Source organism: Oceanospirillum multiglobuliferum (genome assembly GCF_900167095.1).
Classification (GTDB): Bacteria; Pseudomonadota; Gammaproteobacteria; order Pseudomonadales; family Halomonadaceae; genus Oceanospirillum; species Oceanospirillum multiglobuliferum.
Window position 1 is genome coordinate 68,960 of the sequence record NZ_FUXG01000004.1, and the last position, 21,280, is coordinate 90,239.

Below are 21,280 nucleotides of genomic sequence, written 5' to 3' on the forward strand. Positions count from 1 at the left end.
TGGCTTTTCTAAGCCGCCTGCGTGGCGGTGAACGCCAAACCCGTAAGCCTTGGGGTCTGGCTGGCTTTCTAAGCCGCCTGCGTGGCGGTGAACTTTGAACCGGTTTATACTTACGGTTTTATGTTTTCTAAGCCGCCTGCGTGGCGGTGAACGCTTTCTCTTCAGTTCTTTAGGATCGAACATTTTTCTAAGCCGCCTGCGTGGCGGTGAACGTATGTATTTTGTACCCACTGTGCGAGAACTGTTTCTAAGCCGCCTGCGTGGCGGTGAACATAGCGGTCAGATTATTGATGCTGGTGGCACTTTTCTAAGCCGCCTGCGTGGCGGTGAACTTGAAACGCTGTAATTTATACTGCTCTGCAATTTTCTAAGCCGCCTGCGTGGCGGTGAACAAGATATTTCAGCGTCACTGATCGTGCCAACTTTTCTAAGCCGCCTGCGTGGCGGTGAACACCAAAAATTTACCATAAAAAATAGTTACAACAAGCTGTTAGATAAAAATATCGAAAAATACCTTTATTTTTAGCCGTGTTGTAACTATCTGTTTTTATTTATTATTTTTAAAGAGCTAATTCTTAGGTCAAAAGTTAGGTACTGTTGCGATATTGTCGCCCTTCGCTCAATTATTAAAAGTAATCCATATTTGAAGTCTGCCTAACTTTGAACAACCAGTCCTATTTCAAGCTAGCAAAAAATGCTCTCCCAAAACGTGCCTACATACCCCATGCTGAATCTTATGCCATAGTCCGTCAGCAATTTACGGTCTTGCTTGCTGGTATTAGAGAAGGGTGCACTGCAATATTAGACTGAAGTTTACGCTAATAAATTCACCGATTCAGCCTCAAGGTAGGTATAATCACCAATCAAAGTGTCTTGTATTTTGGATACTGTATCTGGGTGATGCTGTAGCCAGATAATAAAGATTCAGTAGTTCAAGCCATTAATTTGCTTAATTATTATCACTAATATTGATAGGGAGGAGTAGCGTTGGCTCAAAAAAGGGCTGTTGTTCGCCAAAGTCTACCAGATGTCATCGTTGCTGATTTGCGCAAGCGCATTCTTTCAGGTGATCTGGTTGAAGGAGAGCTGATCCGTCAGGAGCTGCTTGCAGAAGAATATGATGTTTCTCGGATGCCGATCCGTGAGGCGCTGAAACGTCTAGATGCAGAGGGTCTGGTCGTTTTCCAGAATAACCGAGGTGCGACGGTGACCAAGCACACGCTGGAAGAGATCGCAGAGATCTTTGATGTGCGTATGCTGCTAGAAGTTGATCTTTTCCGCCGCTCTATTCCGAATATGACTGAACAGGATTTTGCGGAGTGCGAGGAGATTTTGGAGGCGATGAAGCAATCTTATGCTTCCGGTCAGGTCGCAGAGTGGGGGCCTCTTAATGAGGAGTACCACAATAAATTGTATGAAGCATCTGGCCGTGAGTTGACTAAAGCTCTGTTGGAGCGCGCCAGTGTGCAGTCTAATCGTTACGTTGGGATGCATATTGATGAGCTGAATAAGTCGGATAATGCACAGAAGGATCACCAGTCACTTCTGGATCTGGCCCGAAGCGGTGATATAGATGCTGCCGCAGAGAAATTGCGCTCTCATATTGAAAGCACCAAATTACAAATGCTGGAGCTGATAGCGGCTAAACGTGCTGCCCAAGACGCTGTTAGCTAAGGTTCTGCTTTGCCAGTTCAGGCATTGTCTGACAGATATGAAAATACCGCCCGGGTCTCACTAGAGATACTGGGCGGTTGTGTATTGGTTTTTCAAATTTCAGCAGGTTATCAAGCAGACCGTCTTAATCAATGCAAATAGGATATTGGATACAATATCCTATTTGTGGCAATATAGCGGAACTGACAGATTTTCAGCCCGATAGAATAAAAACCAATTACAGGAGCATATATCCATGTCTTTTCAGCCCCACGGTAAACATCTAATCGCTGGTCAATGGATGGCCGGTGAAGAAACCTTTCAGTCCTCGCCAGCTCATGGAGAGGCCTTCTCCTTCTCCAAGGGCTGTACTGATCACGTTAATGCCGCAGTAGAAGCCGCAGAAGCTGCTTTTATTGAGTATGGCTATGCCTGCCGAGAAACCCGAGCCGCTTTTCTGAACGCCATCGCTGACGAGATCGAAGCTCGTGCTGATGCGATTACCAAGATCGGCTGTTCTGAAACTGGCCTGCCGGAAGCTCGCCTGATAGGTGAACGCGGCCGCACTGTGGGTCAGCTGCGTCTTTTTGCCCAGCACATTCTGCAAGGGGATTATCTGGATAAGCGCCACGATGAAGCCCTGCCGGAGCGTCAGCCTTTGCCACGGGCTGATCTGAAAATGATGCAGCGTCCTATAGGGCCAGTTGCTGTTTTTGGCGCCTCTAATTTCCCGCTGGCGTTCTCTACCGCTGGTGGTGATACCGCTGCGGCACTGGCGGCAGGCTGTCCGGTTGTTGTTAAAGGTCATAGTGCTCATCCTGGCACTGGTGAGATTGTGGCAGAAGCCGTTGCCGCAGCAGTTGATAAATGCGGTATTCATCCTGGTGTCTTCAGCTTGATTCAGGGTGGTGATCGTGCCGTCGGTTCTGCATTGGTACAGCACCCTTTGATTAAAGCGGTTGGTTTTACTGGTTCTCTGGCGGGTGGACGTGCGCTGTTTGATCAATGTGCTGCCCGTCCTGAGCCGATTCCTTTCTTTGGTGAGCTGGGTTCTGTCAACCCTATGTTCCTGCTGCCTGCGGCAGTTGCTAATCGTGGTGTTGCTCTGGCAAAAGGCTGGGTTCAGTCTTTGACGATGGGTGCCGGTCAGTTCTGTACTAATCCGGGCATAGCGGTGCTGAAAACAGGTGCTGAGGCAGATCTGTTTCTGGAAACCGCCCGTTCTGCATTGGCAGAGATTCCTTCGCAAACCATGCTCACCGATGGTATTGCCGAAGCCTATCGTGCTGGCCAGAAACGTATCTCAGCCACGTCTGGCGTCCGTGAAGTACTGACCACCAGCTGCAATCTGCGTGATGCCACACCATATTTGTTCACCACAACTGGCCGTAACTGGCTGGAGAATGAGGTTTTGGCAGAAGAGGTCTTTGGCCCGTTGGGTGTGGTAGTAACGGTAGACTCAGAGGATGAGATGCTGACGATTGCCAATAGCCTACAGGGGCAACTGACCTGTACATTACATTTGGATGTAGACAGTGAGGGTGATACCAAACTGGGTTGTCAGCTGATGCCTATTCTAGAGCGTAAGGCAGGTCGTGTACTGGCTAACGGTTTCCCGACTGGTGTAGAGGTTTGTGACAGCATGGTACACGGTGGCCCTTATCCGGCATCGACAAACTTCGGTGCCACTTCAGTGGGTACGCTATCAATCCGTCGCTTCATGCGTCCAGTATGCTATCAGGATATTCCGGCGGCTCTGTTACCCGCTGATCTTCAGGCGTAACGATAAGGGGGTGAATCTGGCCAGTACAAAGCCAGACTTAACCTTCCTTTCACTAGATATGGTTTTGTTGTGCCCCCCTTGCGAATCACTTCGCAAGGGGGTTTTTGTTTGAGGGATAAAAAGGGCGGGTATTGAGTCAGTATGAAGAGCGTTAGCCCTTCAGTTTGAGAATATCCTGATACAGCTGTGCTGGAATCTCCAGCGCGTTACGTTCTAAATTTCTCGCCCGAGCCTGATAACGTCGCTGTGACGGCAGGCGTGCGCCCTGATCAATAATGTCGGCAAACAGACGCTCTGCCCGCTCATCGTTCTGAGCTACTTTACCGCCACTCAGCATCTCAGGATTCATCGCCAGAATAATCTCGCCATGGTAAGGCGCACCGGTATTACCATCGGCAGCGGCTATACTTTCCAGACTGGTCAGGTCATCAATTAGAGGGCCGGCCATCAGTTCAATCATGATGGAAAGGGCAGAACCTTTATAACCGCCAAACGTCAGCATCGCGCCTTCCATTGCCGCTTCTGGATCAGTGGTTGGTTTGCCGTTTTTATCAATAGCGACACCTTCTGGCAAAGGCTTACCAGCTCGACGATACAGCTCGATCTCACCACGGGCAAACTGGCTGGTGGCAAAGTCAAAGGTGAAGGGGTCTTTTTCCAAGCGCGGCCAGCTAAAGGCCAGAGGGTTAGTGCCCAGTGTGCCTCGTGTACCGCCTGCTGGGGCAACCCAAGCGTGACTGGGCACCATGGCAATACCCACTAAACCCTGCTGGGATAGCATCTCAACCTCCGGCCAGAGGGCAGAGAAGTGGAAGCAGTTATTAATGGCAAGTGCTGCCATGCCCTGCGTTTTGGCTTTTTCCACTAAGCGGGGCATCGCTTCATTGAGCGCCAGTAGCGAGATACCTTTGTTGGCATCGGCTTTAACCACAGATGGGCCAGGTTCCGTAATGGTGGGCAATGCATGGCCATCTACCTGACCACCCTGCATGGTGTCTACGCACATAAAGAGGCGGAACAGGCCATGGGAGTGGCAATCATCCAACTGGCAGGCGTAGATCACATCGGTAATGGCGGCAGCGTGAGTCTCGCTGTAGCCATTTTGAGTCAGTACCGAAAGGCTCAGTGTTTTTACGTCGTCAAGTGACAAGGTGATGTTGTTCGACATAGGACGCTCTACATAGTTATTTTCGTTCGTTTTTATCAGTTTCAGGCAGGGCAGAATGAAAAGCCCGCAAACAAAAAACGCTAAATCAGGCTCCCCAAGTATCGCTTAAGCGATAGCCTTCCGGCCAGGGATCATCTGGGTCCAGCATATGCTGATGGATACCCGTAATCCAACCCCGACCGCTAATTTGGGGGGTAATGGCAGGGTGGCCGCTTTCCAGCTGGGTGTGGTTCAAAATTTTACCTGTGAAGGTTGAGCCGATAATGGATTCGGCTTCAAATTCATCCCCTTCCTGCATCATGCCTTTGGCTGCCATCAACGCCATGCGAGCAGATACTGCGGTGCCTGTGGGCGAGCGGTCGATTTTTCCCGGTTGAATCGCAACTGCGGAACGGCCTTTGAAGCCAGTTTCTGTTTTGGTCAGTGGGCCGCAGAAGGCACAGAAAGAGATATGATCCCAGTCAGGGTTATCCGGATGGCTGAAACCCAGCTGTTCGTTTGCGGCGTTGGTGATTTTTACCCCCAACTGAGCCAGCTTCTTCGCGTTGGCCTCGCTGATTTCAATATCCAGCTGTTCGGTATCCACTACGACAAAACTGTCACCTCCGTAAGCCGTATCCACGGTTAGTGTACCGACCCCTTCAACCTCAAGGCTGACACCGATTTTGTCGGCAAAGCTGGCGACGTTCTGCACAAAGATACGCTCGGCTTTACCGTTTCGGCAGGCGGCACGCACTTTTACCAAACCACCGGGGGCTTCCAGTATCAGATCGGTAAAAGGTTCCTGCATCGGAATTAGACCGCCATCCAACAGCACTGTGGAAACGCAGATAGAGTTGGAACCGGACATGGGCGGAGTATCTTCTGGCTCCATAATAATAAAGGCAGCGTCTGCATCTGGATGTTTGGGCGGCACCAGCAGATTCACATGGCGAAATACACCGCCACGAGGCTCATTCAGAACAAACTTACGCAGGGTTTCGTCCTGAGCGATAAAAGCGCGTTGCTCCCATAGGGTACTCCCTGGTGGTGGCAGTACGCCACCGACAATCACATCACCCACTTCGCCTTCGGCGTGGGCGGAGATCACATGCAGTGTTTTACTACTTCGCATCGCTTAGCTCCTGTTGCTGGCAAAGTTCCAGCGTTCAGGCGACGGTGTTGCGCTTAATAGTTGAATCCAAGGCTAACCGCCGCTTCTTATTGTTTTTTTGATCTATGGGTTTGAATATTTCGTAACCTGATATTACGCATCGGGCAGGCTTTAGCTGATTGAGCCTCAGAAACGCTTTGCCGAGAAAGGTGCCACCGGAATAGGAGGCTCGCCACCGCTGACCAAAGCCGCCACCAGCTCTGCTGTACCTGCCGACTGAGTTAACCCTAAATGGCCATGGCCAAAGGCGTAGATCACACGATCTGTTTTACCCGAATAGCTCACCACTGGTAGGCTATCTGGCATGGAGGGACGAAAACCCATCCACTGTTTGCCATCCTCTTTATTGAAGCCCTTGAGGAAGCGGGCGGCTTTATCCAAAAGTACCTGAGAGCGCTTGTAGTTGGGCTTCAGATGCAGGCCGCCCAGCTCAACAGCACCGCCCACTCGGATCTGATCGCCGATTTTGCTGACCACAAAACCGTGATTGCTGAAGGTGACATGGGTATTCAGCTCAAAATCACCTTTGGGCAGGGTGGTGTTATAGCCACGCTCGGTTTCCAGCGGAATATTATCCCCAAGGCTGGTTGCAAGGGTTTTAGACCAAGCGCCAGCAGCCACCACAACACACTTGGCGCTATAGTTTTTACTTTGTTGTGCCGCATTGTCAGCCAGTTGTAGAACAACATGATCCGTTTTAGGAATCAGGCGACTGACGCTGGCATTTTCATAACGTCCACCTTTTTCGATGAACGCCTGATAAAGATGCAGCGTCCAAGCTTCTGGGTCTGTGGTATTGATCCACTCCGGCGTGAAGCCGCCGTGTGTGAAGCGGGGATCGATACCGGGTTGGATTTTAGCAATCGCTTCCGGTGATTCCAGCAACTCACACACCACGCCATGCGCCATACGGGTTTGCCAGCCGGGCAGACTGGCATTGAACTCCGCTTCCCCTTCGTAGAGTTGCAGCTGACCTTCACGGCGCATCATAGCTTCGCCATTTACCGCTTTGATCTGGCGCTCCAACGCCGCTTTAGACAGCGCCATCAGGCTGGCCTGAGCCGTCATAGCCGCCTGATACTTGTCCTGCCAGCTGGCGCGCCAGAATTTAAGCATCCAGGGAATAATCTTCAGGGCGTAGGCCGGTTTAATGCTCAGTGGCCCTAGCGGGTCCAGCAGCCATTTCGGGGCTTTACGCATAATGCCGGGGGTTGCCAGCGGCACAATATCGGCAAAGGCAAAAGCTCCAGCATTGCCACAAGAGGTTTCCTTAGCAACACCGCTGCGATCCAGTACCAGAACCCGGTGGCCCTCGGACTGGAGTTTTAGCGCGCTGCTGATGCCAATAATACCGGCACCGATCACAATCACATCGTAAGAGGTTTCGCTTTGAGTCATGGAAGCGGTGATCCCTGAAGTTATTCTTATTAAACGGATGCGTTAAACGCCCAGATTGATCCCGTTTCTCAGCGGGTCTTGCTCATTAAAGATCAGGGTGGCATCTCGGGTGACAAAGGCCTGACCAGTAATGGTTGGGCTGATTTTTCCCTCAGATGCTGGCTGATAACGGATGCGGTAACTGCTGCCGATCACGCTTTCCTGCAAAATCTCCTGACCTGGCGGTAGCAGATCATCTGCCGCAAGACAGGCCAGTCGAGCCGAACAGCCTGTGCCGCACGGAGAGCGGTCGTAGGTGTTATCTGGACACAGCACAAAGTTACGGCTGTGACCTTCTGCGGTTAGTGCATCGCCAAAGAGCACAATATGGTCGATGATGCCGCCCTCACCTCCGGCAATCCCCTCTTTTTCCAGCGTTTTGCGTATCGCCATCGCAGTCTGGGTCAGCGCCATCAGGTTATCAGGACGCACTGCCGTTGGGCTTTCATTGACTATAAAGAACCAGTTGCCGCCCCAAGCGATATCGCCTTTTACTTCAATACTGGCACCGTTCTGGCCTATGCCTTCTACCTGAATCGTGCGGTTTTTCTCCAGACGGTAGCTGTCCACATTGGTGACGGAAACGGTGTTGCTGTCAGTCAGTTCGATCTCAACCACGCCCACCGGCGTTTCCAGCTTGTGAATGCCCACTCCGATCTTACCGATATGCGCAAGAGTGGCGGCGACACCAATGGTGCCGTGACCACACATGCCGATCACTGCGGCAGCGTCAAAGTAAATCACGCCAGCCACACAGGTCTGATCAACTGGTTCAACCAGCAAAGCACCAACCATGGCTTCCTGCCCGTAGGGCTCTTTCACTAGTGAGCGATAAAGATCCTGATGTTCTGTCGCAAGACGTTTCGCGCGCTCGGCCAGAGAACCCGATCCAAGATCGGGCCCTCCAGACAAAATAACGCGAGTCGGTTCACCTTCGGTATGGCTGTCTACAACATGCATTCTGCGATTACTCCACCTTGTTTGCTCCAGTCAGCAAACCATGATTTGAACAGGTTGTACTGGTCTTCACAGTAACGGCGCTGAGCGTCGTTCAGTTCATCTGTTTCATTAAAGTGCAGGCGATATTCCTCTTCACCGTTCAGAACCAGCAAGTATTTAAAGAAGAGTACCAGTTCAGGGCCTTCATCGAAGCTTGCAAGTACGTTAAAGGCCGCTTCTAACTCCTGCGCACGTTGACGCGCTTCAGCATTACCAGTGGCTGCTTTACGGGACAGAGCGCACAGCAGTAGCACTTCTTTTGGCAAAGCCGTACCGATACCCGTAATCGCACCAGTTGCACCACAGTTCACAAAGCCGTGGAAAACTGCGGTATCTACACCCACCATCAAGGTTACATTGTCATCCTGAGAGGTGATGTTCTCTGCCGCGTAGCGCATCGCTTCGTCACCGCTGAACTCTTTAAAGCCCACCAGATTCGGGTGCTCAGCACGCAGAGCGAAGAATAGATCTGCACGGGTAGCGAAGCCATAAACGGGGCTGTTGTAGATGATAGCTGGAGTGCTCGGTGCCGCTTCCAGAATCGCCTTAAAGTGCTCTTTCTGAGCAGCAATAACGGAACCTCTGGATAGAACGCGCGGGATTACCATCAAACCTGCCGCACCTACTTTTTCAGCGTGTGCCGCATGCGCCACAGCGGATTTTGTATTGATCGCACCAGTGCCTACAATGACAGGGATACCCGCTTTTACCAGACGCTCAACACCTTCCATACGTTGTTCGTCGGTCAGAAGTGGCCAGTCTCCCATTGAGCCGCAGTAAACAACTGCGGACATGCCCGCTTCGATCATCTCATGACCCTTTTTAACCAGCGAGTCAAAATCCGGCGTGCGGTCTGCTTTGCAAGGTGTCATCAGAGCAGGCATGGTTCCGGTGAAAATAGCGTTATTCATTTGTGTATTACCTTATATGTGACCCCGTATCCTTCAGATGCTGGGGTTGTTCTGTTGTTTGCAGGTTGTGAGCCGTTGGCCTGCTCTTATTGAGCATTGGCCAACGCTTAACGCACGTTTGCTAAAAATTTCTTCGTGTGTTCAGAAATCGGGCTATAAAAGATCTGCTCCGGCGGGCCTATCTCTTCCATAACCCCCTGATGGAAGTAAGCCACCCGATCGGATACATCTCGGGCAAAGCCCATTTCGTGGGTGACGCAGATCATGGTCATGCCTTCTTCGGCCAGTAGGCGCATGGTGTCTAGAACCTCACCCACCTTCTCAGGATCAAGGGCGGAGGTAGCCTCATCAAACAGCATGTATTCAGGTTCCATTGCCAGAGCACGGGCAATTGCCAAGCGCTGCTGCTGACCTCCGGAAAGGGCAGATGGGTAATTTTTCAGCTTGTCGCCAAGGCCAACGTGTTTCAGCTGAGTCTCGGCAATGTACAGGGCTTCCTCTTTCGATTTGCCCTTAACGATGCGCGGTGCCAGTGCCACATTTTCCATCGCCGTCAGGTGCGGGAAGCTGTTCCACTGTTGGAACACCATGCCCAACTTCTGACGTAGTTTGTTCACGTCGGTATTTTTTGCATGTACATCGATACCATCAATTTTTACCGAACCCTGCTGAATTTTTTCCAGACTGTTGATGCAATACAGCAGTGTAGATTTACCGGAACCGGAAGAGCCGATTACCGACAGCACTTCGCCCTTTTTAACGTCCAGATCAATGCCTTTCAGTACGTGCAGATCACCGAAATGTTTGTGAAGATCGCGAATCTCAATCATTGTGCCCACCGTTGTTCAAACTTGGCCGCGTAGCGGGAAATTGGATAAGACAGAGCAAAATAGAAGGCGCCTGCCAGTGCCAGAATCAGGAAAGGTTCCTGGGTGCGAGTGATCAAAATCTGACTGGCCTTGAGCAGCTCTACGTAGCCCAGTACCGAAACCAGTGCACTGTCTTTCATCACGCCCAGCACCACACCTATCCAAGCAGGAAATACCGCCCGTCCACCGATCGGTAAAACGATATGACGTAGGTCCTGCCAATAGCTCATACCCAGTGAGCGTGATGCCTTACGCATGGATACAGGCACAGCTTCAATACCACCTCGGGCTACGTTGGACACCAGAGCCGCGGTGTAGATAGTCAGAATCACAACCCCAGACGCGAAGGGATCAAGACTCAGACCCACCATGGGTGCAAAGTTGTAAAACAGTACTAACTGGATGATCAGAGGCACGGAGCGGAAAATATCCAGAATCGAACCTACGGTCAGTGCTGCCATCCATTTGCCTTCGTGCAGCATCCAGCCAAAAATGCCCCCCAATACTGTGCCGATACTGATCGACAAGACTGAGATCCATAGTGTTTTTAAGGCGGCGTCTGCCAAAAACCAGAGGTCTGGTGTGCTGAAGCCACTGAAAAAAGTAATTGTTTCTTGCATGGTTGCAGTCTCGTTAATACCGGAACAGGCGGGCAGACAGCAGACGGGACGAGCCAAGAATCAACTTGACGATCACGTAGTAGACCACTGCTGTTACAGCAAAATATTCGAAGATGCGGAAAGTGCGACTGGCAAAGAACTGCGTTTCTCCGCTAAGTTCACGAAAGCCGATCATCATGCCCAGAGACGACATCAGCACCGCCCAAACCATCTGATTAGTAATCGGGTGGTAGACGATACGGAATACCTGCGGAATGATAATGCGGGTATAAGTTTGCCAACCGTTCATACCCAGACAACGTGCTGCATTTATCTGAGTGTCCGGCACAGCCTGAAAGCCACCCCGGAAGTTTTCCGCCAGATAACCGGCACAGTTAAAGCTCAGTCCTGCGACGATGATGACGTAAGGTGGCAGGTTGACACCCGCAGCACCCAGACCAAAACCAAAGAAGAACAGCTGAAACAGCACTGGGGTGTTTCGGGCGACTTCAATCCAGCTGACCGCAAACCACTTTAGTGGCCCTTCAAGCTTCATCCGCATTAATGCCAGACAAAGACCGATAGTAATGCCGATCACCATGGACAGTACTGCAACCTCTAAAGTCAGCAGACCTGCCTGAAGCAGATCCGGTAGGCTTTTCAGCACGGGTCGCCAGTGAAAGTTGTATTCAAACATAGAGAGTTACCTCTTAAGCTTCTCCCTTCACAGGAAGAAGCTTTGGCAAAAAACGGTGAGTGCATGTTTATCGGTCTAATACATCACGCCCGGAATACGCAGTTCAGGTACGTTTTTGCCTACGTATTTGCGCCACAATTCGTCATAGCGCCCAGAACGAACCTGATGGGTAACAAAGAGATTGAGGTAGTTCAGCCAAGTAACATCAGTGCGCTTACCGACGATGGAGGTGTAGTCTGCGGTCCACGGCATACGAGGTCCGGGATTAAGGGTTTTAAACTGGCCAGTAATTGGTTTAACTGCGGTATTGGTTGTAATACCGATGTCGGCCTTGCCCTGAGAAACAGCTAAGAAGACTTCGTTTTCAGACTGATAGCTCTGATAAAGATCTTCTTCACCCCACTCTTTAGCAATCTTCAGCCACTCCTGTTCAGGAACGGTGCCAATAGCCGCCGCGACCCGTTTACCGCGCATCTCTTCGAAGCTGTTGATCTCTACATTGCTGTTGACTACGCCCTGCGCAAAGTAGATCGCATAAGGAATACTGAAACCCACAGTACGTGCGCGTGCCAAACTATCTGACGTTGCACCGAATACCACGTCAGCACGGCCAGTAGCGATAATCGGCAGACGCTCAGACCAAGTAACAGGAATGATTTTGGCTTCGACTTCCAACGCTTTGGCCAGATCGTTGCAATAGTCCACGTCAAAACCAGCGGGTTCGTTATTGGCATCCCGATAGCCGATTGGCGGGAAATCCAGAACAACACCGCAGCGAAGCTCACCGCGATCAACCACATTATCAAGCGTATCTGCTTTGACAGATGTAGTGGCCAACAGAGCGGCAGAAAATAGGTAGGCTATTGTTTTTTTCATTATATCGACCTCTTCTATGATTGTTCTTGTTTGTATTTTGGATACAAAATACAAAATGAAAGAGAAGCCGTCAAGGAAAGTTTGACTTTCGGATAAGGTGTCAGAGTCAAAGTCAGGTGAAAGCAGGTGAAGTAGCGATGGGTTTCTATAAGGGAGGTCTGAGTCTTGCCATCAACTGAAGGTAGACTCCAAAACAGCAGATATTCCGGTGATTATCCTCACTGCCAAAACAGACGCTTCTGATGAAACGAAGGGCTTGATATTGATAAGGTTGGCATTCCAGATCGAATTCTGCTAAAGCTGGGGCGCTTTGATGAGGATGAACTTGAAATCATGAAAAAGCGATCTTGATTATAGAATAGTGTCAAGGTACTCATCTTGCCTCTGCCATAGTTGATCACTTTTTATCCATACAAGATACTTTACACTCTATTACTTAATCCAAAAAACGTCTCCCTATTGTCTGACAAATAATGTCTTGAGTAGGATTTCGAAAAATATTACTTTATAAATCAAAGAAATGTACTTCCGATTTTATGGATAGGGTGGATTTTTAGTCGTTTTGATTTTAACAGGGAGAGTGTTGAAAATGTCACGTTTTGCTCGTAGAAAATCTGTTCAGACAGAGGTATTACATGCTCTGCCCTACCAAGAGTGCTATGCCAAAACTTGGGTTAAGCCTGACGGCTCGATTGTATTCGGTCGTACCGTTCTGAATCACTGTCAAATTGTCGGTGAAACCGCACGTCAGTTAATTGCACTTTTCCCTGAGTCCCTATCGCAGCGACTTTTCCCCCACGGTAGTGAGTTGGCTGCAGCCAGTCATGATATTGGTAAAGTCAGCCCTAGCTTTGCTGCCAAGCTTCAGAAAGCCGTCGGTGCTGATTACCGTCTAGTTCCAGCTTTATCTAATGCAATGCCAGAGTGTGAATCTCGGTGGGGTGGTCATGCGGGTGTTAGTCAGGCCACTGCAGAAGCCTTGAAAGCACCTAAATATGTTGCTGAGATATTGGGGCAGCACCACGGTTTTAATCCTCAGATTGATGATAAAAGAGCAGGCGATGAAGTATTTGGCGGGCAAAGCTGGCAGGAGGAGCGCGAAAAACTGGTAGAAGCGCTGAAAGTTGCCCTTAACAGCGACTGGCCAGTGTTTCAGACCGCCGCTCAGGCCAGAATTGTGGCCGGTTTAACCTCTGTGGCTGACTGGATCGGTTCCGGTTCATTCTTTGAAGACCCTGATGCAGATTGGCAACCCCTTATCGTGCAGGCGTTGACCGATGCAGGCTTTATCCGCCCCCAAATCATTCCCGAACTTACTTTTGCTGATGTATTTGATCCTGAACACAGAAAAATGCAACCAAGGCTGGCTCAGCAACTGTTTTTCGACCAAGTAAAAGGTCCCGGTGTTTATATTCTTGAGGCTCAGATGGGGATGGGCAAAACAGAAGCTGCGCTCTATGCTGCTTACAAGCTGATGGCTTCTGGGCAGGCAACCGGAATCTATTTTGCGTTACTGACTCAGCTCACCTCGAACAAGATATACGACAGGTTTAATGCCTTTCTTGAACAGATTATTCATTCTGATACACCAAACCGTGCTTTGTTACTGCATTCCGGTGCCTGGTTGTTGGATACCGAAATGGGGGAAGAGGGACGCCCCGGTGGTGCTTGGTTTAACCATAAAAAGCGTGGTCTTCTGGCTCCATTTGCCGTTGGAACTCTGGATCAGGCGCTTATGGCGGTGATGAATGTAAAGCATGGCTTTGTTCGCGCCTTTGGCCTTGCAGGGAAGGTTGTTATTCTGGATGAGGTTCATAGCTATGATCTTTATACCGGAACCATCCTTAACGAATTAACCTCATTTCTGCGCCAGATAGGCTGTACCGTCATTATTCTGAGTGCCACCCTGAGCCGTCAGCGCAGAGAGGCTCTGATTGAGAGTTCAAGTGCTGCAACCGATTACCCCCTGATTACCGCTGTTGATGAGTCTGGTAACCCTCCTCTAGAGTCTGCAGTACATCAGCCAGACAGTCCTCCAGTATGTGTAAGGCTTATACCGGATGATGGCAAAGCACTTGAAGAAGCTCTGTTAAGGGCAGAGCAGGGGCAACAGGTGTTATGGATTGAAAACACCGTAGCCGAAGCTCAACAGCGTTATCTGGACCTCGCCAGCCGTGTCAGCGCGCTGGGTTGTGAGATTGGTTTGTTGCACTCTCGTTTTACTTCAACAGATCGACAACGAAATGAGGCTCGTTGGGTGAGCGCCTTTGGCAAAGAAGGTTGGCATGATAGGCAAAAACAAGGGCGTATTCTAGTTGGCACTCAGGTTTTGGAACAGTCACTGGATATTGATGCTGATTTTCTGGTCAGTCGTTTTGCACCTACGGATATGTTACTGCAACGCATTGGACGTTTGTGGCGGCATGAGTTAACCCCGCGCCCTAGCAGCGCTCGCTGTGAGTGTTGGCTGATAGCCCCAAATATAGAGCAAGCGCTGAAAAATCCTACAACCGCCTTTGGTGCCACCGCCAGTGTGTACGCCCCTTATGTGCTATGTCGGAGTTTGGAGGTATGGCAAACCATCACGCAGCTGGTGTTGCCGAGCAATATCCGTCATCTGATTGACAAAACCTACCAAGACCGTGAGGAAAGTGGGTTATGGTCTGAGCTACTACGATTATTGAAGAAAGGTAGCCGATACCGTACAGGTGAAGAAGCGCTTCAATCATTGGCACGCCTGACATTGTCCCGTGATGGCAAAACGCTACCTGAGCATAAAGCGGATACCCGTTACAGTGATCAGCAAACTCGGGAAGTTTTATTGGTGCGTTCTCTGCGTTATGACAGTGAAGCCTGTGTAACCCGGATTAGGCTTCTGGATGGGCAGGAAATTTTTATCCCTTCCCGTCGTCATCGGCTGACAAAGCCGCAGTGGCGTCAATTAGCAGTGACCTTATATCAGCAGGTGGTGTCGGTTAAACCAAGTGACTGCCCATCCGCATTGAGCCTAGGTGAGCTGGAAAAGTTGCAACTTGGACAGATTTTTTATCTGGGCAACCCTCAAGAAGATGAAGCCCTGTTAAGGGTAGCAACAGTGTTGGACTCAGGAGAGATCAGAACCTTGGATGGCGCTGCCTTTGGCAACGAAAAGAGTCTGGAGTACCGTAATGACTTGGGATACCGAGCCATTAAGTATAAGGAATAGTTATGGATAATCGCTTTAACCTGATTGATGAACCTTGGATACCAGTGGCTGACTTCGGTCGGGTCAGCCTGAAGGAGGTATTCAGCCGGCCTGAATTAAGAGCGCTAGGCGGTAACCCAGTTCAGAAAATTGCGCTCACAAAACTTCTATTGGCAATCGCACAGGCTGCGGCCACACCAAAAGATGATGAACATTGGCTGCAGATGGGGTGGCAGGGTATGGCCGATAAATGCCTGTCATACCTGCATCAGTGGCATGACAGTTTTTATCTCTATGGTGAAAAACCGTTTTTGCAGATGCCAGAAATTACTAGAGCAAAAATTAGAAGTTTTGGCGTCTTTTCTCCGGAAGTTGCCACAGGCAATACGACAGTTCTTATTGAGTCACAAACAGAAAAGCCCCTTCCTCCAGAAGAAATCGCCGTTTTATTGGTATGTCAAATGGGTTTTAGTTTGGGTGGAAAGAAGTCAGATAACTCAATAATTATGACCGAAGGCTACAGATTAAAGCTAAATCAAAAAGGAAATCCTGCAGTTGGAGTTCCTGGAATATTTATTGGTAAAAGATCATTAGGGAAGGGCAAGCAAGCAGGTGGTTTACTACATTCTTTTTGGGTTGGGAGGCACATTGCAGAAACATTATGGGTTAACCTCCTCTCAATTGAGGATATAGATAGCTTGCCAAATATATCCTCAATTGGAAGCCCTCCTTGGGAATGCATGCCCAAGGGAGAGGATTGTGAGATTTCTAAAAGAGAAAAGTTTTCATATTTAAGCCATTTGGTACCAGTTAATAAGTTTTGTTTTATTGCAGAGAAGGGAATCCATATTACCGATGGGATCGTCTACCCTGACTTCTCAATAGGTCGGATAGATCCAATGAATTCAGTAAATATAACAAGAGAAAAAAATACAGCTCTTTGGGTTAATCCTCAGAAAAGACCATGGAGAGAGTTAACTTCAATATTACAGTTTGTTCAGGGTGATAGTATTTCTGGCTTTGAAACAGTACTCATCAATAAAGGCTTGAGAAGATTAAAAAGATTTGGTTCCAGATTTGCCCTATGGAGTGGGGGGGTGATGGTGACAACTCATACAACAGGAGAACAATATGCGGCTGGTTTAGACGATTATTTGCAGTCTGAATTGTGGCTTAACATAGATGAATTGGGCACGAATCTTCTATCTGTACTTAAAAGTGAAATATTCGAACTAGGGAATATTCAGTATCAGTTATCAAAATCTGTTGAAAGATATTTTCATGCTGCTGGTGATCCAAAACCTAAAGATGCTAGAAAAATAACAAAAGCAAAAGAGGCCAAAGCCACTTCTGAAAATATGTTCTGGCAGCTGTGCGAGCGTCAGGCCCAGACTTTGATTGATGCCTGTGACAACAGCGAAGAAGGCCGACAGCAGCGTTTACAGCTACGAAAAGTGTTTGCCAGTTACGCCTATGAGGTATTCGACCGTACTTGCCCCAATCACAGTGCTCGGCAGATGGATGCTTGGGCGCAGAGCCGACCTCATTTCTCAAACTATTTAAAAGCTGAATAAGGAGATTGCCTTTATGGAATCCAGGCCTAAGGAAGCAACAAACCCAAAACAAGAGGCAGGGCCTGCCGCACGTTTTGTTGATTATGTATTGAAGCGTCAGGCAGAGGATAACGGCTTTTCTGCACGATTGCGTCGAGCCGACAACCCCGCAACCGAGTATCAGAGCTGGGAAATTCTGGCCAGCTTTGGCGTTGATCTGGAAAAAAGCTGGCAGCGGCTGCCCTACTGCACCTTGGGTGCTGCTTTGGCTAAAGCCAAGCCAGAGCGTGATGGTAATCTGGGCTTAGGCTCTGCGATTGCCGCCTGCTATGAGGATAAATCTCAATCCGATCAGGCCAAATCCCGTCTTAGGCGTATTCTCGCCTGTACCAGTATTGAAGAACTTTGTCAGATTCTACGGCCCTTATTGGCACTGATTGCCAGTCGTGGTGTAAAGCTGAATTTCAGTCTGTTATTACAACAACTGCTCTGGTTCTCTGGAGAGGGGCAGGAGCGGGTGCGCACCCGCTGGGCACAGGATTTTTACCACCGTAAGTCAGACGAGAGTACTAAGGAGGCTGGTAATGAGTGAGCTTTATGCCAGTGCTCTGCATCTGGATCGAAAGGCAGTTAAAGCATTGAGAATTACCGATGAATACGCTCTGCATCGAGTGGTTTACAGTCTTTTTGCTGATGTGCGCAGCGACCATGAAAAACAAAGTCATATTCAAAGCGGTATTGTTTACGCCGATCAGGGCGGTGACTTTCAGGGACGTAAAGTACTGATGGTGTCAGACCGTAAGCCTGCCGAACAGATCAACGGACAGTTCGGGCAGGTAATGACCAAAACGATCAGTCCTGATTTTCTAGGGCATAAAAATTACCGATTTAAGGTGCAGATCAACCCAGTACGCAAAGACAAAATCAGCGGTAAGCGGGTTGCAGTTAAAGGTCGAGATCAGGTCGCAAAGTGGTTCATAGAACGAGCACCCAAAAGTTGGGGTTTTTCAGTCGATCCACAAACCTTACAGGTAGAAGGTATTGAGGTGCTGCAGTTTGCTGACAAAGAAAAGAGACAGGTCACCTTAGGGCGTGCAACCCTACAAGGCCAGTTAACTGTAATAGACCCGATCGTATTTGCACAAAGCTTTAAACAGGGCATTGGAAAGGGACGGGCATTTGGCTGTGGTTTGTTGCAAATCGTACCGATGCCGGAAAACCCATTTGCCTGATTTTAACTTTCAAGGAAAACACCATGACGTCATTAAAAAACACCCGTATTGAGTTTCATATTCTGCAATCTTTCCCAGTCACCTGCCTGAATCGTGATGATGTGGGTGCACCTAAATCTGCCATGATTGGCGGCGTACCTCGTGCCCGTGTGTCTTCGCAGTGCTGGAAGCGTCAGGTACGGCTTCAGCTCAAAAATTATGATGTTGTAACAGGCACCAGAACCAAATTGATTTCAGAGTTAGTAGCTAGTGAATGTATGGAGCTTGGAGCTACAGAAGAGCAAGCAAAAAACTGTGGCGATTGGTTGGAGGGTGCTTTCATTAAGTTAAAATCAGACAAAAAGAAAAAGACCAAAAGCATTGAAGAAGATGAGAATGAATCAAAAGAAGAGTCCTCTGATACTCTGTTGTTTTTAGCTCCCGATGAAATCAAAAAAATCGCTAAGACTTTTGCTGACAATGGTTTTGATGCCATTAAAACATTAAAAGCCACTGAGCAGAAAAAGCGAGCTAAAGAAGTTGCAAGTTTGATTGATAAATCAGAAATGAACGCTTTTGATATTGCTTTATTTGGTCGTATGGTTGCTCAGGCAACCTCTTTGAATGTCGAGGCGGCTTGTTCTTTTTCCCATGCCATTTCAACTCATAAAGTTGTTAGCGAAATAGAGTTTTTTACGGCCGTTGATGATGACCCTCTCAATATTAGAGAAGATACTGGTTCTGCACATATGGGCAGCCTTGAGTACAACTCTGCAACCTATTACCGCTATATCAGTTTGGATCTGGGTCAGCTACAGCAAACAATGGGAACTGATGCAGACCTGAAACCTGCCATTGAAGCCTTTGTAAAAGCACTTTATGTTGCAGTACCAAGCGCCCGCCAAACTACTCAGGCCGGTGCTTGTCCGTGGGAGTTTTCCCGTGTGCTAGTACGTAAAGGTCAGGGGCTACAGGCTTCTTTTGAGCAGCCCGTAAAAGCCAAAGGTCAAGGCTATCTTGTTGCCAGTAAAGCAGCATTAAATGAGTGGTTGGATGCTAAAGAGAAACTGTCCGGCTCTTTGTTTGGCAAACTGGCTGATTTCCAGTGGGGTGAGAATCTGGACTACAGTATTGACCATCTGATTGCTGATCTTCAGGCCCAGCTGTAAGCGGAGGCTCAATATGAGCGAACAGAATCAATATCTGCTGCTCTGGCTGGAAGGGCCGATGCAGGCTTGGGGGCATGATTCAAAATTTGGCGTGCGCGATACCCTCAGTTTCCCGACCCGCTCAGGGGTGATGGGGCTTTTGTGTTGTGCCCGTGGAGCAGGAGGACCGCAAACCGAGTGGTTGGAAGAGATGGCAGTCTCTGAAATGGAAGTCCGGGCGTATGCCCGGACCGACAGAAACGGTAAACCGATTATGCGTGAACCCGCGCTGCGGGATTTTCACATGGTGGGGAGTGGGTATGACAAGAACAACCCTTGGCAAAAGCTACTAATTCCTAGAAGTGCCGATGGTAAAGCACATACTGCAAAGATAACCCACCGTTATTATCAGCAAGATACTGCTTTTGCGGTAGCACTTAAGGTAACCGCCGAGCAAGCTTTGTCTCTGGAGGAGGCGTTACAAAATCCGGTGTGGACGCTTTATCTGGGGCGTAAAAACTGTGTACCCACAGAGCTGATTTATCAGGGCGTTTTTGACAGTGCAGAAGCGCTCTGGTCGCACTCTGAGCAGTTGGCCGAGCAGAAGCAGCGGGTACTGAGTTATCGGGTTGTTGAACAGGAGGCAGACGGTGAGGTGCTGACCCTAAATGATGTGCCGATGCAATTTGGATTGAATAAACGCTATCGGGACCGGCGGGTAACACTTCTTGAAGCGATTAACGAAGAGGTATAACGGATGGCACAAGGAGAGCGACTGTTTGTCAAAGTGACCCGTGAATCTCTACCTCAGGTACAGGACAAGTATCCTTTTCTGTATCTGGAGCGGGGCCGATTGGAGATTGATGACAGCAGTGTCAAATGGATTGACTCAGATAACAACGTGGTGCCGTTACCCGTTGCGACTTTGAATACGCTTTTATTGGGGCCAGGAACATCTGTCACCCATGAGGCAATTAAAACCGCCACGGCAGCCAATTGTTCGGTCAGCTGGGTAGGGGAAGACAGCCTGCTGTTTTATGCGGCAGGCTTTTTGCCAACCGCTGATACCCGTAATCTTAAACGGCAGATAACCTTGGCCGCCGATGAGAGCAAAGCCCTTGAAGTTGCTCGGACAATGTTTCGCAAACGTTTCCCCGATGCCGATCTGGTCGGAAAAAGCCTGAACAGCATGATGGGCATGGAAGGTAATCGTGTTCGGGCACTTTATCAGCAAAAAGCAGAGCAATACGGTGTTGGCTGGAAAGGTCGACAGTTTGTACCGGGGAAATTTGAATTCAGTGATCTGACTAACCAAATACTAACCGCCAGCAACGCCGCACTGTATGGCATTTTATGCTCTGCTGTACATGCTATGGGCTATTCGCCCCATATCGGTTTTATCCACTCCGGTAGCCCCTTACCCTTTGTTTATGACCTAGCAGATCTGTATAAAGAACCCCTCTGTATTGATCTGGCTTTCCACCTGACCCGTGATATGGCGGGTCGGTATGACAAACATAAAGTAGCTGCTGAGTTCCGTAAGCGGGTTATTCAGATGGATCTGTTGAAACAGGTCTCCTCAGACATCAACGAACTGATGGGAGTGCGTCGTGCTCATCGTATTGGCAAATGATCTTCCTCCAGCAGTGCGTGGGCGAATGAAACTCTGGTTTGTAGAGCCGCGCCCTAATGTGTTTGTGTCTGGTGTCAAAGATTCCGTTGCGCAAACGGTTGTAGATTATCTGATGAAGCATTGTTCGGTTGACTCAGGCCTAATGCTGTTTCGCAGTATTCCACAACCACCGGGTTATGAAATTCGCTACAAAGGCAGTGTCAGAAAACCCATTACTGAAATCAGCGGGTTACAACTGATCGTTGAAACCCTGAAAGATATCTAAACACTATATCTAGTACTTGCAAGGAGGCTCTTTAACAATATACTGGTGTCTTCCCCACGCCCGTGGGGGTGTTTCCCGATACTCTTCTGACAAACTGCGCCCACGACAGTCTTCCCCACGCCCGTGGGGGTGTTTCCAACT

The 21,280-nt window shown here is 49.1% G+C and carries 19 protein-coding genes and 1 CRISPR repeat array; of the genes, 10 read left to right on the forward strand and 9 right to left on the reverse strand.

Going from position 1 to position 21,280, the window contains the following annotated elements; genetic code table 11:
• Nucleotides 1–5: 5 nt before the first annotated feature.
• Nucleotides 6–452: a CRISPR direct-repeat array (repeat unit 28 nt; unit sequence TTTCTAAGCCGCCTGCGTGGCGGTGAAC).
• Between the two features lie 535 nt (nucleotides 453–987).
• Together B5D26_RS04150 and B5D26_RS04155 are read left to right on the forward strand one after the other, a co-directional pair.
• Nucleotides 988–1,674 (forward strand): GntR family transcriptional regulator, encoded by a 687-nt coding sequence (locus B5D26_RS04150; protein ID WP_078744433.1) that lies wholly within the window; start codon nucleotides 988–990, stop codon nucleotides 1,672–1,674.
• A gap of 235 nt (nucleotides 1,675–1,909) precedes the next feature.
• Complete coding sequence (locus tag B5D26_RS04155) at nucleotides 1,910–3,436, forward strand: aldehyde dehydrogenase (NADP(+)) (RefSeq protein ID WP_078744434.1); 1,527 nt, start codon at nucleotides 1,910–1,912, stop codon at nucleotides 3,434–3,436.
• Nucleotides 3,437–3,587: 151 nt separating this feature from the next.
• Here B5D26_RS04155 and B5D26_RS04160 read toward each other — a convergent pair whose 3' ends face one another.
• The 9 genes from B5D26_RS04160 to B5D26_RS04200 all read right to left on the reverse strand — a co-directional run bounded on the left by B5D26_RS04160 (nucleotide 3,588) and on the right by B5D26_RS04200 (nucleotide 12,145).
• Complete coding sequence (locus B5D26_RS04160; RefSeq protein ID WP_078744435.1) at nucleotides 3,588–4,604, reverse strand: Ldh family oxidoreductase; 1,017 nt, start codon at nucleotides 4,602–4,604, stop codon at nucleotides 3,588–3,590.
• Nucleotides 4,605–4,689: 85 nt separating this feature from the next.
• The gene (locus B5D26_RS04165; protein ID WP_078744436.1) at nucleotides 4,690–5,718 is read right to left on the reverse strand and encodes a trans-3-hydroxy-L-proline dehydratase; all 1,029 of its coding nucleotides are present in this window, start codon (nucleotides 5,716–5,718) and stop codon (nucleotides 4,690–4,692) included.
• Nucleotides 5,719–5,883: 165 nt separating this feature from the next.
• Nucleotides 5,884–7,155: an NAD(P)/FAD-dependent oxidoreductase gene (locus tag B5D26_RS04170; RefSeq protein WP_078744437.1), complete on the reverse strand. Its 1,272-nt coding sequence runs from the start codon at nucleotides 7,153–7,155 to the stop codon at nucleotides 5,884–5,886.
• Between the two features lie 42 nt (nucleotides 7,156–7,197).
• Nucleotides 7,198–8,154 (reverse strand): 4-hydroxyproline epimerase, encoded by a 957-nt coding sequence (locus tag B5D26_RS04175; protein ID WP_078744438.1) that lies wholly within the window; start codon nucleotides 8,152–8,154, stop codon nucleotides 7,198–7,200.
• Nucleotides 8,142–9,104 (reverse strand): dihydrodipicolinate synthase family protein, encoded by a 963-nt coding sequence (locus B5D26_RS04180; RefSeq protein WP_078744439.1) that lies wholly within the window; start codon nucleotides 9,102–9,104, stop codon nucleotides 8,142–8,144. The genes B5D26_RS04175 and B5D26_RS04180 overlap by 13 nt, the downstream gene beginning before the upstream one ends.
• 107 nt (nucleotides 9,105–9,211) lie before the next feature.
• The gene (locus tag B5D26_RS04185) at nucleotides 9,212–9,934 is read right to left on the reverse strand and encodes an amino acid ABC transporter ATP-binding protein (RefSeq protein WP_078744440.1); all 723 of its coding nucleotides are present in this window, start codon (nucleotides 9,932–9,934) and stop codon (nucleotides 9,212–9,214) included.
• Nucleotides 9,931–10,593: an amino acid ABC transporter permease gene (locus B5D26_RS04190; RefSeq protein WP_078744441.1), complete on the reverse strand. Its 663-nt coding sequence runs from the start codon at nucleotides 10,591–10,593 to the stop codon at nucleotides 9,931–9,933. The genes B5D26_RS04185 and B5D26_RS04190 overlap by 4 nt, the downstream gene beginning before the upstream one ends.
• Before the next feature lie 13 nt (nucleotides 10,594–10,606).
• Nucleotides 10,607–11,269: an amino acid ABC transporter permease gene (locus B5D26_RS04195; RefSeq protein WP_078744442.1), complete on the reverse strand. Its 663-nt coding sequence runs from the start codon at nucleotides 11,267–11,269 to the stop codon at nucleotides 10,607–10,609.
• A gap of 75 nt (nucleotides 11,270–11,344) precedes the next feature.
• On the reverse strand, nucleotides 11,345–12,145 hold the full coding sequence (locus B5D26_RS04200; protein ID WP_078744443.1) for a transporter substrate-binding domain-containing protein: 801 nt from the start codon (nucleotides 12,143–12,145) through the stop codon (nucleotides 11,345–11,347).
• 589 nt (nucleotides 12,146–12,734) lie between these two features.
• On the opposite strand from B5D26_RS04200, the gene B5D26_RS04205 reads away from it, so the two are divergent.
• The 8 genes from B5D26_RS04205 to cas2e are packed head-to-tail and all read left to right on the forward strand — an operon-like array spanning nucleotide 12,735 to nucleotide 21,139.
• Nucleotides 12,735–15,350, forward strand: a complete 2,616-nt coding sequence (locus tag B5D26_RS04205; protein WP_078744444.1) for a CRISPR-associated helicase/endonuclease Cas3 — start codon at nucleotides 12,735–12,737, stop codon at nucleotides 15,348–15,350.
• Nucleotides 15,351–15,352: 2 nt separating this feature from the next.
• Nucleotides 15,353–16,903 carry a type I-E CRISPR-associated protein Cse1/CasA gene (gene casA / locus B5D26_RS04210; RefSeq protein WP_078744445.1) on the forward strand — a complete coding sequence of 517 codons (1,551 nt, stop codon included), beginning with the start codon at nucleotides 15,353–15,355 and terminating at the stop codon, nucleotides 16,901–16,903.
• Between the two features lie 13 nt (nucleotides 16,904–16,916).
• Nucleotides 16,917–17,474 (forward strand): type I-E CRISPR-associated protein Cse2/CasB, encoded by a 558-nt coding sequence (gene casB, locus B5D26_RS04215; RefSeq protein WP_078744446.1) that lies wholly within the window; start codon nucleotides 16,917–16,919, stop codon nucleotides 17,472–17,474.
• Complete coding sequence (cas6e, locus tag B5D26_RS04220; protein WP_078744447.1) at nucleotides 17,467–18,114, forward strand: type I-E CRISPR-associated protein Cas6/Cse3/CasE; 648 nt, start codon at nucleotides 17,467–17,469, stop codon at nucleotides 18,112–18,114. The genes casB and cas6e overlap by 8 nt, the downstream gene beginning before the upstream one ends.
• Before the next feature lie 23 nt (nucleotides 18,115–18,137).
• Nucleotides 18,138–19,262 carry a type I-E CRISPR-associated protein Cas7/Cse4/CasC gene (gene cas7e / locus B5D26_RS04225; protein ID WP_078744448.1) on the forward strand — a complete coding sequence of 375 codons (1,125 nt, stop codon included), beginning with the start codon at nucleotides 18,138–18,140 and terminating at the stop codon, nucleotides 19,260–19,262.
• 13 nt (nucleotides 19,263–19,275) lie between these two features.
• The gene (gene cas5e, locus B5D26_RS04230; RefSeq protein WP_078744449.1) at nucleotides 19,276–19,995 is read left to right on the forward strand and encodes a type I-E CRISPR-associated protein Cas5/CasD; all 720 of its coding nucleotides are present in this window, start codon (nucleotides 19,276–19,278) and stop codon (nucleotides 19,993–19,995) included.
• 3 nt (nucleotides 19,996–19,998) lie between these two features.
• Nucleotides 19,999–20,874, forward strand: a complete 876-nt coding sequence (gene cas1e, locus B5D26_RS04235) for a type I-E CRISPR-associated endonuclease Cas1e (protein WP_078744450.1) — start codon at nucleotides 19,999–20,001, stop codon at nucleotides 20,872–20,874.
• Nucleotides 20,852–21,139: a type I-E CRISPR-associated endoribonuclease Cas2e gene (cas2e, locus tag B5D26_RS04240; RefSeq protein WP_078744451.1), complete on the forward strand. Its 288-nt coding sequence runs from the start codon at nucleotides 20,852–20,854 to the stop codon at nucleotides 21,137–21,139. The genes cas1e and cas2e overlap by 23 nt, the downstream gene beginning before the upstream one ends.
• Nucleotides 21,140–21,280 lie beyond the last annotated feature (141 nt).